Origin of the sequence: Streptomyces sp. NBC_01622 (assembly GCF_045209635.1) — a bacterium.
In the GTDB taxonomy this organism is placed as follows: Bacteria; Actinomycetota; Actinomycetes; order Streptomycetales; family Streptomycetaceae; genus Streptomyces.
On the sequence record NZ_CP109293.1, the window covers coordinates 4,409,451 to 4,424,736 of the forward strand.

13 protein-coding genes are annotated in these 15,286 nt (G+C 71.0%); 8 read left to right on the plus strand and 5 right to left on the minus strand.

Annotation, left to right across the window (positions count from 1 at the left end; all coding sequences use genetic code 11):
* Positions 1-133: 133 nt before the first annotated feature.
* Both OH768_RS19785 and OH768_RS19790 read left to right on the plus strand, forming a co-directional pair.
* Positions 134-1,906 (plus strand): acetyl/propionyl/methylcrotonyl-CoA carboxylase subunit alpha, encoded by a 1,773-nt coding sequence (locus tag OH768_RS19785; RefSeq protein ID WP_406455397.1) that lies wholly within the window; start codon positions 134-136, stop codon positions 1,904-1,906.
* A 101-nt stretch (positions 1,907-2,007) separates the two neighbouring features.
* Positions 2,008-2,583 (plus strand): TetR/AcrR family transcriptional regulator, encoded by a 576-nt coding sequence (locus OH768_RS19790; RefSeq protein ID WP_406455399.1) that lies wholly within the window; start codon positions 2,008-2,010, stop codon positions 2,581-2,583.
* A gap of 153 nt (positions 2,584-2,736) precedes the next feature.
* Here the strand turns inward: OH768_RS19790 and OH768_RS19795 are convergent, their stop codons facing one another.
* On the minus strand, positions 2,737-3,666 hold the full coding sequence (locus OH768_RS19795; RefSeq protein WP_406465349.1) for a DeoR/GlpR family DNA-binding transcription regulator: 930 nt from the start codon (positions 3,664-3,666) through the stop codon (positions 2,737-2,739).
* Between the two features lie 188 nt (positions 3,667-3,854).
* Positions 3,855-5,303, minus strand: coding sequence for an NAD(P)H-quinone dehydrogenase (locus OH768_RS19800; RefSeq protein ID WP_406455401.1), 1,449 nt, complete (start codon positions 5,301-5,303; stop codon positions 3,855-3,857).
* 261 nt (positions 5,304-5,564) lie between these two features.
* Between OH768_RS19800 and OH768_RS19805 the strand changes: the two genes are divergently transcribed.
* The 3 genes from OH768_RS19805 (at position 5,565) to OH768_RS19815 (ending at position 8,645) form a co-directional block, all read left to right on the plus strand.
* The gene (locus tag OH768_RS19805; RefSeq protein WP_019066947.1) at positions 5,565-6,002 is read left to right on the plus strand and encodes a gamma-glutamylcyclotransferase; all 438 of its coding nucleotides are present in this window, start codon (positions 5,565-5,567) and stop codon (positions 6,000-6,002) included.
* Between the two features lie 137 nt (positions 6,003-6,139).
* Positions 6,140-6,964 carry a purine-nucleoside phosphorylase gene (locus tag OH768_RS19810; RefSeq protein ID WP_406455403.1) on the plus strand — a complete coding sequence of 275 codons (825 nt, stop codon included), beginning with the start codon at positions 6,140-6,142 and terminating at the stop codon, positions 6,962-6,964.
* A gap of 49 nt (positions 6,965-7,013) precedes the next feature.
* Entirely contained in the window at positions 7,014-8,645 is a 1,632-nt protein-coding gene (locus OH768_RS19815) for a phospho-sugar mutase (protein ID WP_406455405.1), read from the plus strand.
* Between the two features lie 90 nt (positions 8,646-8,735).
* Here the strand turns inward: OH768_RS19815 and OH768_RS19820 are convergent, their stop codons facing one another.
* Positions 8,736-10,436 (minus strand): hypothetical protein, encoded by a 1,701-nt coding sequence (locus OH768_RS19820; RefSeq protein ID WP_406455407.1) that lies wholly within the window; start codon positions 10,434-10,436, stop codon positions 8,736-8,738.
* A 131-nt stretch (positions 10,437-10,567) separates the two neighbouring features.
* Complete coding sequence (locus tag OH768_RS19825) at positions 10,568-11,245, minus strand: PH domain-containing protein (RefSeq protein WP_406455409.1); 678 nt, start codon at positions 11,243-11,245, stop codon at positions 10,568-10,570.
* A gap of 187 nt (positions 11,246-11,432) precedes the next feature.
* Here OH768_RS19825 and deoC point away from each other — a divergent pair, with 187 nt between their 5' ends.
* The 3 genes from deoC to OH768_RS19840 are packed head-to-tail and all read left to right on the plus strand — an operon-like array spanning position 11,433 to position 14,715.
* Positions 11,433-12,389, plus strand: a complete 957-nt coding sequence (gene deoC / locus OH768_RS19830) for a deoxyribose-phosphate aldolase (RefSeq protein WP_406455411.1) — start codon at positions 11,433-11,435, stop codon at positions 12,387-12,389.
* A gap of 6 nt (positions 12,390-12,395) precedes the next feature.
* The gene (locus OH768_RS19835) at positions 12,396-13,838 is read left to right on the plus strand and encodes an aldehyde dehydrogenase family protein (protein ID WP_406455413.1); all 1,443 of its coding nucleotides are present in this window, start codon (positions 12,396-12,398) and stop codon (positions 13,836-13,838) included.
* Positions 13,831-14,715: an aldehyde dehydrogenase family protein gene (locus OH768_RS19840; protein ID WP_406455415.1), complete on the plus strand. Its 885-nt coding sequence runs from the start codon at positions 13,831-13,833 to the stop codon at positions 14,713-14,715. Before OH768_RS19835 ends, OH768_RS19840 begins: the two co-directional genes overlap by 8 nt.
* A 106-nt stretch (positions 14,716-14,821) precedes the next feature.
* Here the strand turns inward: OH768_RS19840 and OH768_RS19845 are convergent, their stop codons facing one another.
* Positions 14,822-15,226, minus strand: coding sequence for a hypothetical protein (locus OH768_RS19845; RefSeq protein ID WP_406455417.1), 405 nt, complete (start codon positions 15,224-15,226; stop codon positions 14,822-14,824).
* Positions 15,227-15,286 lie beyond the last annotated feature (60 nt).

The window sequence follows — 15,286 nt, forward strand, 5'->3', positions numbered from 1 at the left end:
GCGACAAGGGATTTCACGGGTCGAGCGGGCCTCGTATCACGCTCCGTGTGGGCAAGCTCACCACAGGGGACGGGTCGATGCGCCGTGTCGGCAGTCCCTAAACTCGGCTTGTTTCAAGGAGGGAGCCTCAATCGTGCGCAAGGTGCTCATCGCCAATCGTGGCGAAATCGCTGTCCGCGTTGCCCGGGCCTGCCGGGATGCCGGGATCGCGAGCGTGGCCGTATACGCCGACCCGGACCGGGACGCTCTGCATGTCCGCGCCGCGGATGAGGCGTTCGCCCTGGGCGGTGACACACCGGCGAGCAGCTACCTGGACATCGGCAAGGTCCTGAACGCGGCCCGTGAGTCCGGTGCCGACGCCGTCCACCCCGGCTACGGCTTCCTGTCGGAGAACGCCGAGTTCGCGCAGGCGGTCCTCGACGCGGACCTGATCTGGATCGGCCCGCCGCCGCAGGCGATCCGGGACCTCGGTGACAAGGTCGCCGCCCGGCATATCGCGCAGCGCGCCGGCGCCCCCCTGGTGGCCGGCACCCCCGACCCCGTCTCCGGCTCGGACGAGGTCGTCGCGTTCGCCGAGCAGCACGGGCTGCCCATCGCGATCAAGGCCGCCTTCGGTGGCGGCGGCCGCGGTCTGAAGGTGGCCCGCACGCTCGAAGAGGTTCCCGAGCTGTACGACTCCGCGGTGCGCGAGGCCGTCGCCGCCTTCGGCCGCGGCGAGTGCTTCGTCGAGCGCTACCTCGACAAGCCCCGGCACGTGGAGACCCAGTGCCTGGCCGACACCCACGGCAACGTGGTCGTCGTCTCCACCCGTGACTGCTCCCTCCAGCGCCGGCACCAGAAGCTGGTCGAGGAGGCGCCCGCGCCCTTCCTCTCCGACGAGCAGGTCGCCGAGCTGTACGCCTCCTCCAAGGCCATCCTCAAGGAGGCCGGCTACGTCGGCGCCGGGACCGTCGAGTTCCTCGTCGGCCAGGACGGCACGATCTCCTTCCTGGAGGTCAACACCCGCCTCCAGGTGGAGCACCCGGTCACCGAGGAGGTCGCCGGCATCGACCTCGTCCGCGAGATGTTCCGCATCGCCGACGGCGAGGAACTCGGCTACGGCGACCCCGAACTGCGCGGCCACTCCTTCGAGTTCCGCATCAACGGCGAGGACCCGGGCCGCGGCTTCCTGCCCGCGCCCGGCACCGTCACCACGTTCGCCCCGCCGTCCGGCCCGGGTGTCCGGCTGGACGCCGGTGTCGAGACGGGCAGCGTCATCGGCCCGGCGTGGGACTCACTGCTCGCCAAGCTGATCGTCACCGGCGCGACCCGCGAGCAGGCGCTCCAGCGCGCGGCGCGGGCGCTGGAGGAGTTCCGGGTCGAGGGCATGGCCACCGCGATCCCCTTCCACCGCGCGGTCGTCAAGGACCCGGCGTTCGCCCCCGAACTCACCGGCTCCACCGACCCGTTCACGGTCCACACCCGCTGGATCGAGACCGAGTTCGTCAACGACATCAAGCCCTTCGCGGCTCCCGCGGACGCCGAGGCGGACGAGGACACCGACCGCGAGACGATCGTCGTCGAGGTCGGCGGCAAGCGCCTGGAGGTCTCCCTCCCGGTCTCGCTCGGCATGTCGCTGGCCCGCACCGGCCTCGCCGCCGGCGCCAAGCCCAAGCGCCGGGCGGCCAAGAAGTCCGGCCCCGTCGCCTCCGGCGACACCCTCGCCTCGCCGATGCAGGGCACGATCGTCAAGGTCGCGGTCGAGGAGGGCCAGGAGGTCAAGGAGGGCGACCTCATCGTCGTACTCGAAGCGATGAAGATGGAACAGCCGCTGAACGCGCACAAGTCCGGCACCATCAAGGGCCTCGGTGCGGAGGTCGGTGCGTCCATCACCTCCGGCGCCGCGATCTGCGAGATCAAGGACTGATCCGACCGCACGTCCAGAGGTGCCCGGCCGACAGGAACAGCCTGTCCGCCGGGCACCTCTGTAATGTGACGGGACAACGCCGAGGAGGGCAGGTGGGACCCATGGCCAGCACAGCCGGGCCGCCGGCGGGTCTGCGTGCCGACGCCCGCCGCAACTACGAGCGGCTGCTCGCCGAGGCCCGGGTGTCCTTCGCCGCGCACGGCACGGACGCGTCCCTGGAGGACGTGGCCCGGCGCGCGGGCGTCGGCATCGGCACGCTGTACCGGCACTTCCCCAACCGGCAGTCCCTGATGAGCGCGGTCTTCGAGGACGCGGTGGGTGAACTCCTCGCGCGCTCAAGGGAGTTGCTGTCCGCGCCGCAGCCGTGTGCGGCCCTGGTGACCTGGCTGCGGGAGATGGTGACCCACGCGAGCGAGTACCGGGGGCTTTCACGGGCGCTGATGGCGGTGGCCGACGACGACACGTCGGCGCTGGGCCGGTGCAGCGCGCCCATCCGGGAGGCCGGGGGTGCGTTGCTCTGCCGAGCGCAGGACGCCGGTGACGTGCGTGGTGACGTCGAGATCGGTGATCTGCTTCAGCTGACGCATGCGATTGCGTTGGCGGCGGAGGGGAACCCTGGGGATCCTGAACTGGCTGACAGGTTGCTGACGTTGACCTTGCGCGGGTTGAAGCCGTAGTGATTCGGGTGCGGCGCCGTCGTGGCTGGTCGCGCCCACGCGGCGGAGCCGCATATCGATACAGCCCCGCGCCCCTAAAAGCGGCCTGCGTTTTAGGGGCGCGGGGAACTGCGCGACCAGCCCCCACCGGCCCGCAGCCGAAATCCGCACCGATCAACGCCTGCGCAGATCCGCCACCCTGGCTGCCCGCTCCCGCTCCGGTGACTCCCCGCCCAGTACGCCCGCCGAGCGCAGCCCCGGTACTTGACCCCGTCGCGGAGCCGGAAGGGGTACGTCCCGGCGTCGTTGTTCCCGCGCCGGGGTCTGATCACCCCCCTGGCTGCCCGCCGCGCCGGCCACGGCGATCTGCACCCCCTGGTCGGCGAGGGCCTGCAACTCCGTGGCGGCGCGGTCGTCGTGGCCCGGGGGCTCATCGGTGACGAGGCGGGTGATCACGTCCGTGGGCACGGTCTGGAACATGGTGTCCGTACCGAGCTTGGTGTGGTCGGCGAGGACGACGACCTCGGCCGCCGCCTGCACGAGGGCCCGGTCGACGGACGCCGAGAGCATGTTGGACGTGGAGAGACCGCGTTCGGCGGTGAGGCCGCTTCCGGAGAGGAAGGCCCGGGAGACGCGGAGCCCCTGGAGGGACTGCTCGGCCCCGCTGCCCACCAGCGCGTAGTTGGAACCGCGCAGGGTGCCACCGGTCATCACGACCTCCACGCGGTTGGCATGGGCCAACGCCTGGGCCACCAGCAGGGAGTTGGTGACTACGGTCAGTCCGGGCACCCGGGCGAGCCGGCGGGCCAGCTCCTGTGTGGTGGTACCCGCCCCTACCACGATCGCTTCGCCCTCTTCGACGAAGCTCGCGGCGAGATCGGCGATTGCCGTCTTCTCGGCGGTCGCGAGATGTGATTTCTGCGGAAAGCCGGACTCCCGCGTGAACCCGCCCGGCAATACCGCACCGCCGTGCCGGCGGTCGAGGAGTCCTTCTGCCTCCAGTGCGCGCACGTCCCGCCGTACGGTCACTTCGGAGGTCTGGACGACGCGGGCGAGCTCACGGAGCGATACAGCCCCATTCGCTCGCACCATTTCGAGGATCAATTGGCGACGTTCTGCAGCGAACACGAAACTGACAGTAACCCCAACGACCGTCTGCTTTCAGCTGTTTGCGGTGAATAGCAGAAGTTGTTCGCACAGGAGGGCGAGAAGTGGTATAGGGGGTAGTCCCAGCGCCTATGCCGTACGAATGGGCGGCAACTCCCCGTGACCAACGGGGAGTCGGTGCGGCCTCAGACTTCGCCCGTCGCCTTGCGGGTGTGCAGCTGTCGGGCCACCTCGGCGATCGAGCCCGAAAGGGACGGGTACACGGTGAAGGCGTTCGCGATCTGTTCGACCGTCAGATTGTTGTCGACGGCGATCGAGATCGGATGGATCAGCTCCGAGGCGCGGGGCGCCACGACCACACCGCCGACGATGATCCCGGTGCCCGGACGGCAGAAGATCTTGACGAAGCCGTCCCGGATGCCCTGCATCTTCGCGCGCGGGTTGCGCAGGAGCGGGAGCTTCACGACCCGGGCGTCGATCTTGCCCGCGTCGACGTCGGCCTGGCTGTAGCCGACGGTCGCGATCTCGGGGTCGGTGAAGACGTTCGAGGAGACCGTCTTGAGGTTGAGCGGGGCCACCGCGTCGCCGAGGAAGTGGTACATGGCGATACGGCCCTGCATCGCGGCCACCGAGGCGAGCGCGAAGACACCGGTGACGTCACCGGCCGCGTACACGCCCGGAGCTGTCGTACGGGAGACCTTGTCGGTCCAGATGTGGCCCGAGTCGCGCAGCCTGACGCCCGCCTCCTCCAGGCCCATGCCCGCGGAGTTCGGGATGGCGCCGACGGCCATGAGGCAGTGGGAGCCGGCGATGACGCGGCCGTCGGCGAGGGTGACCTCGACCTTGTCGCCGACGCGCTTGGCGGACTCGGCACGGGAGCGGGCCATGACGTTCATGCCGCGGCGCCGGAAGACGTCTTCGAGTACGGCGGCTGCGTCCGGGTCCTCGCCCGGCAGGACGCGGTCGCGGGAGGAGACGAGGGTGACCTTGGAGCCGAGGGCCTGGTAGGCGCCGGCGAACTCGGCACCGGTGACACCGGAGCCGACCACGATCAGCTCTTCGGGGAGTTCGGTGAGGTCGTAGACCTGGGTCCAGTTCAGGATGCGCTCGCCGTCCGGGCGGGCGTCGTCCAGCTCGCGGGGGTGACCGCCGGTCGCGATGAGGACGGCGTCCGCGACGAGCGTCTCCTCGGTGCCGTCGGCCGCCTTCACGATGACCTTGCGGGAACCGTCGATCGCCTGCATGCCGTCGAGCCGGCCCCGGCCGCGCATCACGCGGGCGCCGGCCCGGGTCACGGACGCGGTGATGTCGTGCGACTGTGCGAGTGCGAGGCGCTTCACACGGCGGTTGACCTTGCCGAGGTCCACGCCGACGACCCTTGCCGCCTGTTCCAGCGGTGGAGTGTCGTCGGCGACGATGATGCCGAGTTCCTCGTACGACGAGTCGAAGGTGGTCATCACCTCGGCCGTCGCGATAAGGGTCTTCGACGGCACGCAGTCGGTCAGCACCGACGCCCCGCCCAGACCGTCGCAGTCGACGACGGTCACCTCCGCGCCGAGCTGCGCTGCCACCAGCGCCGCTTCATAGCCGCCGGGTCCGCCACCGATGATCACGATCCGAGTCACGTAGTCCATTGTCCCGCACGCTTCAAGGTGCTTCCGCCCGGGTGCGGGTGCGGTGGGTGGTTCGCCTGTGGTTCGGTCTGGGTCGGTGCCGTGTCGGGGGGTGTCCGTCCTCTGAACGGCGTGGAATCGGTCACTCGAGAATCTGGCGGTGTTGACGCGCCAACGGCTGCGGGCGGACACCCCCCGACACGTCACCTTCTCGCCGTACGCGGCCCCGAATACCGACGGTTACGGGAGTGGCGGGTGTGTCGGCTGCCGTACTCTCGGAGCATGTCGCTCTACGCCGCGTACGCCGGCAATCTCGACGCGCGGCTGATGACCCGCCGCGCCCCGCACTCGCCGCTGCGCGCCACGGGCTGGCTGAACGGGTGGCGGCTGACCTTCGGCGGTGAGCACATGGGCTGGGAGGGCGCGCTCGCGACGATCGTGGAGGCGCCGCGCTCCCAGGTCTTCGTCGCGCTGTACGAGATCGCGCCGCCCGACGAGGACTCCATGGACCGCTGGGAGGGCGTCGGCCTCGACGTCTACCGGCGCATGCGGGTCCGCGTGCACACGCTGGACGGCGAGGAACCCGCCTGGGTGTACGTCCTCAACGGATATGAGGGTGGGCTGCCGTCGGCGCGGTATCTCGGTGAGCTCGCCGACGCCGCGGAGTCGGCGGGCGCGCCGCACGACTATGTGATGGAGCTGCGGAAGCGCCCCTGCTGATGATTCGCGCGGCTTACTGAGGGCTTCCCACACACCACGCCCGTCACGGGTCTCGTTGGAAACGACAAGACAACGATCGCAATCCCGTGAGCTCTGTCATCTACGCGCGTAGGCCCAGACCAGCTACCCTCAACCGCGTGAACGCATCTCTTCTTCCGGACGACATCCAGGGCGACCCCCACGCCGCCGCTGACGCCGCCGCCACGCGCCTGCGCGAACTGACGGGCGCCGAGACCCACGACGTCGCTCTTGTGATGGGCTCCGGCTGGGGGCCGGCCGTCGACGCCCTCGGCGTACCCGAGGCCGACTTCCCCGTCACCGAGCTGCCCGGATTCCCGCCGCCGGCCGTCGAGGGCCACGGCGGCCGGGTCCGCTCGTACGCGATCGGTGACAAGCGCGCGCTGGTCTTCCTCGGCCGCACCCACTACTACGAGGGCCGCGGTGTCGCCGCCGTCGCGCACGGGGTGCGTACCGCCGTCGCCGCCGGCTGCAAGACCATCGTGCTGACCAACGGCTGCGGGGGGCTCCGCGAGGGCATGCGGCCCGGCCAGCCGGTGCTGATCAGCGACCACATCAACCTCACGGCGGCCTCCCCCATCATCGGCGCGAACTTCGTCGACCTGACGGACCTGTACTCCCCCCGGCTGCGGACGCTCTGCAAGGAGATCGACCCCGCTCTGGAGGAGGGTGTCTACGCCCAGTTCCCCGGCCCGCACTACGAGACTCCCGCCGAGATCCGCATGGCCAGGGTGATCGGGGCGGACCTGGTGGGCATGTCGACGGTGCTGGAGGCGATCGCGGCGCGTGAGGCGGGTGCGGAGGTGCTGGGTATCTCCCTGGTGACGAACCTCGCCGCGGGGATGACGGGGGAACCGCTGAACCACGAGGAGGTTCTGCAGGCGGGCCGGGACTCCGCCACGCAGATGGGGTCGCTGCTGGCCCAGGTGCTGGGCCGGCTGTAGGCAACCAGCCGTACCTTCGCCCACCCACCACACGAGAGGTTGACCGGACGTGCACGACGATCTCATCGCGCGGGCCAGGACCTGGCTCGCCGAGGACCCCGACGCGGACACCCGCGAGGAGCTGGGGAAGCTCATCGACGCCGGGGACGTCACGGAACTCGCGGAGCGCTTCGGCGGCACCCTCCAGTTCGGCACCGCCGGCCTCCGCGGCGAACTCGGTGCCGGACCCATGCGGATGAACCGCGCCGTCGTCATCCGCGCCGCCGCCGGCCTCGCCGCGTACCTCAAGCACAACGGCCACACCGACGGAGTCGTCGTCATCGGCTACGACGCCCGGCACAAGTCCGCGGACTTCGCCCGCGACACCGCCGCCGTGATGACCGGCGCGGGACTCCGGGCGGCCGTACTCCCGCGCCCGCTCCCCACCCCCGTACTCGCCTTCGCCATAAGGCACTTGGGCGCGATCGCGGGCGTGGAGGTCACCGCCAGCCACAACCCGCCCCGGGACAACGGCTACAAGGTCTACCTCGGCGACGGCTCCCAGATCGTGCCCCCGGCCGACGCGGACATCGCCGCCGAGATCGAGGCGATCAGCTCCCTGCACGACGTACCCCGCCCCACGGACGGCTGGGAAACACTCGACGACAGCGTCCTGGACGCCTACCTGGCCCGCGCCGACGCCGTTCTGGCCCCGGGCTCCCCCCGCACCGCCCGTACCGTCTACACGGCGATGCACGGCGTCGGCAAGGACGTCCTGCTGGCCGCGTTCGCCCGCGCCGGGTTCCCGGAGCCGGTGCTCGTCGCCGAACAGGCCGAGCCCGACCCGGACTTCCCGACCGTCGCGTTCCCCAACCCGGAGGAGCCGGGCGCGATGGACCTCGCCTTCGCCCGGGCCCGCGCCACGGACCCCGACCTGATCATCGCCAACGACCCCGACGCCGACCGCTGCGCCGTGGCCGTGAAAGCCGACGGCGACTGGCGCATGCTGCGCGGCGACGAGGTCGGCTCCCTGCTCGCCGCACACCTCGTGCGACGCGGCGCGCAGGGCACCTTCGCCGAGTCGATCGTCTCCTCGTCCCTCCTCGGCCGTATCGCCGAGAAGGCGGGCCTGCCCTACGAAGAGACCCTCACCGGCTTCAAGTGGATCGCCCGGGTCGACGGTCTGCGCTACGGCTATGAGGAGGCCCTCGGCTACTGCGTGGACCCGGACGGTGTGCGCGACAAGGACGGCATCACCGCCGCCCTGCTGATCACCGAGCTGGCGTCCGAGCTGAAGGAGGAGGGCCGCGATCTGCTCGACCTCCTCGACGATCTCGCCGTGACGCACGGACTGCACGCCACCGACCAACTCTCCGTGCGCGTCGAGGACTTGACCGTCATCGCGGACGCCATGCGGCGGCTCCGCGAGCAGCCGCCGACCGAGCTGGCCGGACTGGCCGTCACCAGGGCCGAGGACCTGACCGAGGGCACGGAGCTGCTCCCGCCCACGGACGGCCTGCGCTACACGCTCGACGGTGCCCGCGTCATCGTCCGGCCCAGCGGCACCGAGCCCAAACTGAAGTGCTATCTGGAGGTCGTGGTCCCCGTGGCCGCGCACTCCGACCTACCGGCGGCCCGCGCGCAGGCGGCCGGGACGCTGGCGACGATCAAGCGGGACCTGTCGGCGGCGGCCGGTATCTGAGCCGTCGCCCGCGGCCCAGCCGTCACCCGCGGTCGGACGGGGTGTCCCTGCCCGGGACACCCCGTCTTCGGTTCTGCCGCGCCACAGGACCTACAGCCAGCCCTGACGAACCGCCACCAGCACTGCCCACACGACCGCGAGCAGCGCGGCGTACGGCCACAGCGGACGCCCGCGCTCCTTCTCCCCACTCCCGCCGGTGGGCCGCAGGGCGGGCTCGGCGATCATCGCGGAGAGTTCGGCGGCCAGGGCGTCGTAGGGGTGGATCCGGCCGCGTGCGCGTTGCAGTCGGGCCGAGTGCGGGGCGGCGACCACCCAGGAATCGCCGCCGCGCCGGCGGAGCTTCAGGTCGAACCCCTCCCGGCGGGCCGAGCGGAGGTCGTCCCAGGGGATGTGCCGGGGCCAGAGCAGACCGTTCAACCAGATGCCGGTGCGGTCGGCGGTGATGCGCCAGGACAGCTTCACGGGGATACGGGTGGCGCCCCGGAGACCTATGAGGAACAGCAGGGCGCGATGCCAGAGGCTCTCGTCGGTCGCGATCCAGTACAGCCAGACGCCGCATTGCGCCATCAGGAAAGCCGCCAGCCAGTCCACCGGGCCCGCCCGCCAGCGCCGTACCGGCACGGGTTCGGCGCTCTCCGCCCGCACGGCCGCGACCAGTTCCTCGTGCCGCGCGTCGTTGCGGGCCGCCCGGACGGCCGCCCGCTTCTCCCGCACGAGCCGCCGCCGCACCCCGGACTCCGACAACGGCCTCACGGGTCCGGTCGACCACTGCGTCACCGGCCGGCCGCCCGGCTTCGGGGCGGCGCTGACGATGAGGATCTCCGCGCCGTCGTAGGGCGTGCCGTAGAGGACGGCCTCGCGGAGGGGGCCGGACCGCTCGGCGGGGAGACCGTCGGAAAGGGCGTCGTCGAGCGCGTCGAGGAGGCCGTCGACGTCGTCGGGATCCTCCGGGTCCTTGTCGGCGCGGTCGGCGCTGTCCTCCTGTTCCGAGACGGCGACCCGGAACAGGGGCCGTAGCGCGGCCGGGTCGTCGGCGGCGAGGATCTCTGTGTCGCCGTGTGCGCTCTCCCGGACCAGCACGCGCAGGACGGGTGCCGGAGCCTGCCGCAGCGCGCGGGCCCGTCGCCTGCCCTGTACGCCGGACAGCAGGACGGTGAGGCCGAGTCCGATGACGTAGACGCCGGTCATCGCGGCGGCCCGCTGGTCCTCGGCGTGGGGGACGAGCGGCGCCAGGGCGGTCAGTACGGCGCCGGGTACGAGAAGGAGCGCTCCGGCGCGGATGAGGAAACGGCCGCGGCGGACCGGCCGGCCGGCGTCGGGGAGACGGGCTGTGACGCCCTCTGACGCGGCGAGGGCCGCCTCCTGTTGCCGGGCACTCGCGCGTGTCCGGTATTCGGCGGGCGGCACGGAGAGCACCAGCGCCGGCAGGACGACACCGCCGAGCACCCACCAGGACGCGTGCGGCGGCCACGACGCGTACCCGACCACCGCGACGAACAGGACCGATGCCGAGTACCAGACGATCTCGGGCCGCCACAGCACCCAGATCAGCTGGAGCGGCAGCACCGCCGCGAGATACGGGGGCAGACCGCCGTAGTACAGCAGCGCCGCCGCCGACAGCCAGCCGGACAGCACCGCGAGCTTCACATGGACCAGTCGCAACCGCACCGACATCCGGCGCGGCGGCAACGCCAGCGTCCACCGGCGCGGGTGCTCCCCGCGCCAGGAAACGCAGCCGTCGGGTAGGGCGGAGGCGGGCAGCCGCGACAGCTCCCGGACGTTCGTGTCCATGACTTCCCAGAGACTCGGACCACGGGTGTGGTCGGCGTTGCTCGGCTTCGCCTCCGGGTGGGGGACCGCCGCCGCGGCCGAGTTCGGGTCGAATGATGACCCGGAAAGCTGTGAGAGCGGGGGCGGTCCGGTCAGCCCGTGGCCAGCAGGATCGCCAGTACTACGGCACCCGCGAGCGCCGGGGCGATCACCTCGTACGCCCAGCGCACCGTGACCTCTCCCTGCGCCGACTCCGCCTGCTCCCGGTTCTCCAGCAGCTCGTTCAGGTCGCTCATGATCTGGTCGGACTCCGCGCGCGTGGACTCACCGGCCGCGGAACCGCCGCCCAGGCCCCCGCCGAAGCCCCCGAACCCGCCGGCCCTGCCGCCCCGGCCGGCCTGGCCGCCCGCCTCCGCCTTGGACCGTGCCTCGCGACGCGCGGCCCGCTTGCGGCTGCGCAGCGAGACCGGGATCGCCCACAGCTGGAACTTGGTGCCGGACTTGGCGATGACCTCGTTCGAGAGCCCGGACCGCAGCGCGGCCACCTCGCCCCACGGCACGACGACGAGCCGGAACGGGTTGCGCACGCGCAGCCGGTCGTCGTTGGCGTACACGGCCGGGCGGAACGTGAAGGCGACCACCAGCGGCACGACGAGGATCAGCCCCGCGAGCGCCAGCCACGGCGTGCGGCCGTTTCCCCGTACGAGCGCGTCGATGCCGAGCCAGAGCCCGATGGCGAGCAGCAGGACGCCGCCCACGATGCCCATGGACGACCTGTAGATGCGGTCGGGGGGCTGCGGTGCGGGGGGCTCGTGGTGCGGGGTCGTCATGGGCCGATTGTGCCTCAGGGGTTCGCCTCATCGCCGTCGGGGACCTGTTCGTTTGCGAGTGCGGGTGCGTTGTGGCTTGTCGCGCCCACGCGGCGGCGCACTTGGATACAGCCCCGCGCCCCTTAGGTGTGACCAGGAGCCCGGGGTGTACAGCCGCTACGCGCGTAGATATGCTCGTCTGGTGACCATGCCCACCACTGCACCCACAGCACCCGCTCTCGGTGACGTCACCGCGTCCGACAGCACGCTGCGCCGCTTCCTCCACGGGCTGCCCGGCGTCGACGCGGTCGGCCTGGAGGCGCGTGCCGCCTCGCTCGGGACCCGTTCCATCAAGACCACCGCGAAGGCGTACGCCATCGACCTGGCCATCTCGATGGTCGACCTGACGACCCTGGAAGGCGCGGACACCCCCGGCAAGGTCCGGGCGCTCGGCGCCAAGGCGGTCCGCCCCGACCCGACCGACCGGACGAGCCCCTCGACCGCGGCCGTCTGTGTCTATCCCGACATGGTGGCCGTCGCCAAGGAGGCCGTCGCCGGCTCCTCCGTGAAGGTCGCCTCCGTCGCCACCGCCTTCCCGGCCGGCCGTGCCGCGCTCCCCGTGAAGCTGGCCGACGTGCGCGACGCGGTCGCCGCGGGCGCCGACGAGATCGACATGGTCATCGACCGCGGGGCGTTCCTCGCGGGCAACTACATGAAGGTCCACGACGAGATCGTCGCCGTGAAGGAGGCCTCGGGCGCCGCCCGTCTGAAGGTCATCTTCGAGACCGGCGAGCTGTCGACGTACGACAACATCCGCCGCGCGAGCTGGCTCGGCATGCTGGCCGGCGCGGACTTCATCAAGACGTCGACGGGCAAGGTCGCCGTCAACGCGACGCCCGCGAACACCCTGTTGATGCTGGAGGCAGTGCGCGACTTCCGCGCCCAGACCGGCATCCAGGTCGGGGTGAAGCCCGCGGGCGGTATCCGCACCTCCAAGGACGCCGTCAAGTTCCTGGTCATCGTCAACGAGACGGCGGGCGAGGACTGGCTGGACAACCACTGGTTCCGCTTCGGCGCGTCCTCGCTCCTGAACGACCTGCTGATGCAGCGTCAGAAGCTGGCCACCGGCCGCTACTCCGGCCCCGACTACGTGACGGTGGACTGATCCAACATGGCATCCGCATCCGCTTTTGAGTACGCACCGGCCCCCGAGTCCCGCTCGGTCGTCGACATCGCGCCCTCCTACGGCCTGTTCATCGACGGCGAGTTCACCGAGGCGGCCGACGGCAAGGTCTTCAAGACCGTCTCCCCCTCCACCGAAGAGGTCCTCTCCGAGATCGCCCAGGCGGGCGAGGCGGACGTCGACCGCGCGGTGAAGGCCGCCCGCAAGGCCTTCGAGAAGTGGTCGGCTCTGCCCGGCTCCGAGCGCGCCAAGTACCTGTTCCGCATCGCCCGGATCATCCAGGAGCGCAGCCGCGAACTGGCCGTCCTGGAAACCCTGGACAACGGCAAGCCCATCAAGGAGACGAGGGACGCCGACCTCCCCCTCGTAGCCGCGCACTTCTTCTACTACGCGGGCTGGGCCGACAAACTCGACCACGCCGGCTTCGGTGCGAACCCGCAGCCGCTGGGCGTCGCCGGCCAGGTCATCCCGTGGAACTTCCCGCTCCTGATGCTGGCGTGGAAGATCGCCCCGGCGCTCGCCACCGGCAACACGGTGGTGTTGAAGCCCGCCGAGACCACCCCCCTCTCCGCCCTGTTCTTCGCGGACATCTGCCGCCAGGCGGGCCTGCCCAAGGGTGTCGTCAACATCCTTCCGGGATACGGCGACACGGGCGCCGCGCTCGTCGCGCACCCGGACGTCAACAAGGTCGCGTTCACCGGCTCCACGGCCGTGGGCAAGGCGATCGCCCGCCAGGTGGCCGGCACGACCAAGAAGGTCACCCTCGAACTCGGCGGCAAGGGCGCGAACATCGTCTTCGACGACGCCCCCATCGACCAGGCGGTGGAGGGGATCGTCACCGGCATCTTCTTCAACCAGGGCCAGGTCTGCTGCGCGGGCAGCCGACTGCTCGTACAGGAGTCGATCCAGGACGAGTTGATGGATTCGCTCAAGCGGCGACTGTCGACCCTCCGCCTCGGCGACCCGCTCGACAAGAACACCGACATCGGCGCGATCAACTCCGCCGAGCAGCTCTCCCGGATCACCACGCTCGTCGAACAGGGCGAGGCGGAGGGCGCCGAGCGCTGGTCCCCGGCCTGCGAACTCCCGTCCTCCGGCTACTGGTTCGCCCCGACGCTCTTCACGAACGTCACCCAGGCGCACACCATCGCCCGCGACGAGATCTTCGGCCCGGTGCTGTCCGTGCTGACCTTCCGCACGCCCGAGGAGGCGGTCGCGAAGGCCAACAACAGCCAGTACGGCCTCTCCGCCGGCATCTGGACCGAGAAGGGCTCGCGCATCCTCGCGGTCGCGAGCAAGCTGCGCGCGGGCGTCATCTGGTCCAACACGTTCAACAAGTTCGACCCGACCTCGCCGTTCGGCGGTTACAAGGAGTCGGGCTTCGGCCGCGAGGGCGGTCGCCACGGCCTGGAGGCGTACCTCGATGTCTGACCGTTTGAGCGTCTTCAAGACCTACAAGCTGTACGTCGGCGGGAAGTTCCCGCGTTCCGAGAGCGGCCGGGTGTACGACGTGACGGACTCCAAGGGCAAGTGGCTCGCGAACGCGCCCCTTTCCTCCCGCAAGGACGCCCGTGACGCGGTCGTGGCCGCCCGCAAGGCGTTCGGCGGCTGGTCCGGCGCGACGGCTTACAACCGGGGCCAGATCCTCTACCGCATCGCCGAGATGCTGGAGGGCCGCAAGGACCAGTTCGTGCGCGAAGTCGCCGACGCGGAGGGCCTGTCGAAGTCGAAGGCTTCCGTGGTCGTGGACGCGGCGATCGACCGCTGGGTCTGGTACGCGGGCTGGACCGACAAGATCGCCCAGGTGGTCGGCGGCGGAAATCCGGTCGCGGGCCCCTACTTCAACCTCTCCTCCCCCGAGCCGACGGGTGTCGTCACCGTGCTCGCTCCGCAGGAGTCGTCGTTCCTGGGCCTGGTCTCGGTCATCGCCCCGGTGATCGCGACCGGCAACACGGTCGTCGTCATCGCGAGCGAGAAGTCCCCGCTCCCGGCACTGTCGTTGGGCGAGGTCCTGGCCACCTCCGACCTGCCCGGCGGAGTCGTCAACGTCCTCTCCGGCAGGACGGCGGAGATCGCGGCGCCCCTCGCCGCGCACCAGGACGTCAACGCGATCGACCTGGCCGGCGCGGACGACGTACTGGCGAAGGAGTTGGAGATCGCGGCGGCCGACAACCTCAAGCGCGTCCTTCGTCCACAGCCTGTGGATTACGCGGAGACTCCCGGGACCGAGCGCCTGACGGCCTTCCTGGAGACGAAGACGGTCTGGCACCCGACGGGTTCACTGGGAGCAGGCGGCTCCTCGTACTGAGCGGCCGAAGGCCCGCTCACCAGGGGCGCGGGGAACTGCGCGACCAGCCACACGGACTCGCACCCGGCAACGAGACCGCAGCTCCCCGAACCGCTCCCGCGATCGCTCAGCCCCCCAGCAAGCCAGTCACCTGTCCCACCACCGGCATGCTCCCGATCGACTCCGCCTCAGCCACCGGCCCCGTCAGCGCCTGCGAGGCCAACGGCTGAAAGTCGGCGAGCCGCGTGGCAACCCCGTTGTCGAGCGGGTCAACCCCCGTCCCCGCGAGCGGGTTGGGCTTGAGACCGGCAACGGGCCCGGTGACGTAGCCGACGGTGCCGGTGAGGGCGCCCAGACCCGCCGCAGGGTCGATCTTGCCCAGCGAGGTGGGCCGCGTCCGCATCACGTCCACCACCGGGGCGGTGTCCGCGGAGGCCGTCGCCGCACCCGCGCCCAGGGCGCCTGAGGCGATCGCGAGGGCGACCAGGGCGCGCTGGGCGGTCGGGTGCTGGGGGGACGTGTGTCGTGCCATTACTGGTGCCACCTTCTGGCGCGCAGGGTAATCAGGTCAGCACGAAGGGTAGTTGACGTG

Coding starts and splice junctions, on each gene's coding strand:
- OH768_RS19790 (WP_406455399.1), top strand. CDS start 2,008: ATGGCCAGCACAGCCGGGCCGCCGGCGGGTCTGCGTGCCGACGCCCGC.
- OH768_RS19800 (WP_406455401.1), bottom strand. CDS start 5,303: ATGGACTACGTGACTCGGATCGTGATCATCGGTGGCGGACCCGGCGGC.
- OH768_RS19805 (WP_019066947.1), top strand. CDS start 5,565: ATGTCGCTCTACGCCGCGTACGCCGGCAATCTCGACGCGCGGCTGATG.
- OH768_RS19820 (WP_406455407.1), bottom strand. CDS start 10,436: ATGGACACGAACGTCCGGGAGCTGTCGCGGCTGCCCGCCTCCGCCCTA.
- OH768_RS19825 (WP_406455409.1), bottom strand. CDS start 11,245: ATGACGACCCCGCACCACGAGCCCCCCGCACCGCAGCCCCCCGACCGC.
- deoC (WP_406455411.1), top strand. CDS start 11,433: ATGCCCACCACTGCACCCACAGCACCCGCTCTCGGTGACGTCACCGCG.
- OH768_RS19835 (WP_406455413.1), top strand. CDS start 12,396: ATGGCATCCGCATCCGCTTTTGAGTACGCACCGGCCCCCGAGTCCCGC.
- OH768_RS19840 (WP_406455415.1), top strand. CDS start 13,831: ATGTCTGACCGTTTGAGCGTCTTCAAGACCTACAAGCTGTACGTCGGC.
- OH768_RS19845 (WP_406455417.1), bottom strand. CDS start 15,226: ATGGCACGACACACGTCCCCCCAGCACCCGACCGCCCAGCGCGCCCTG.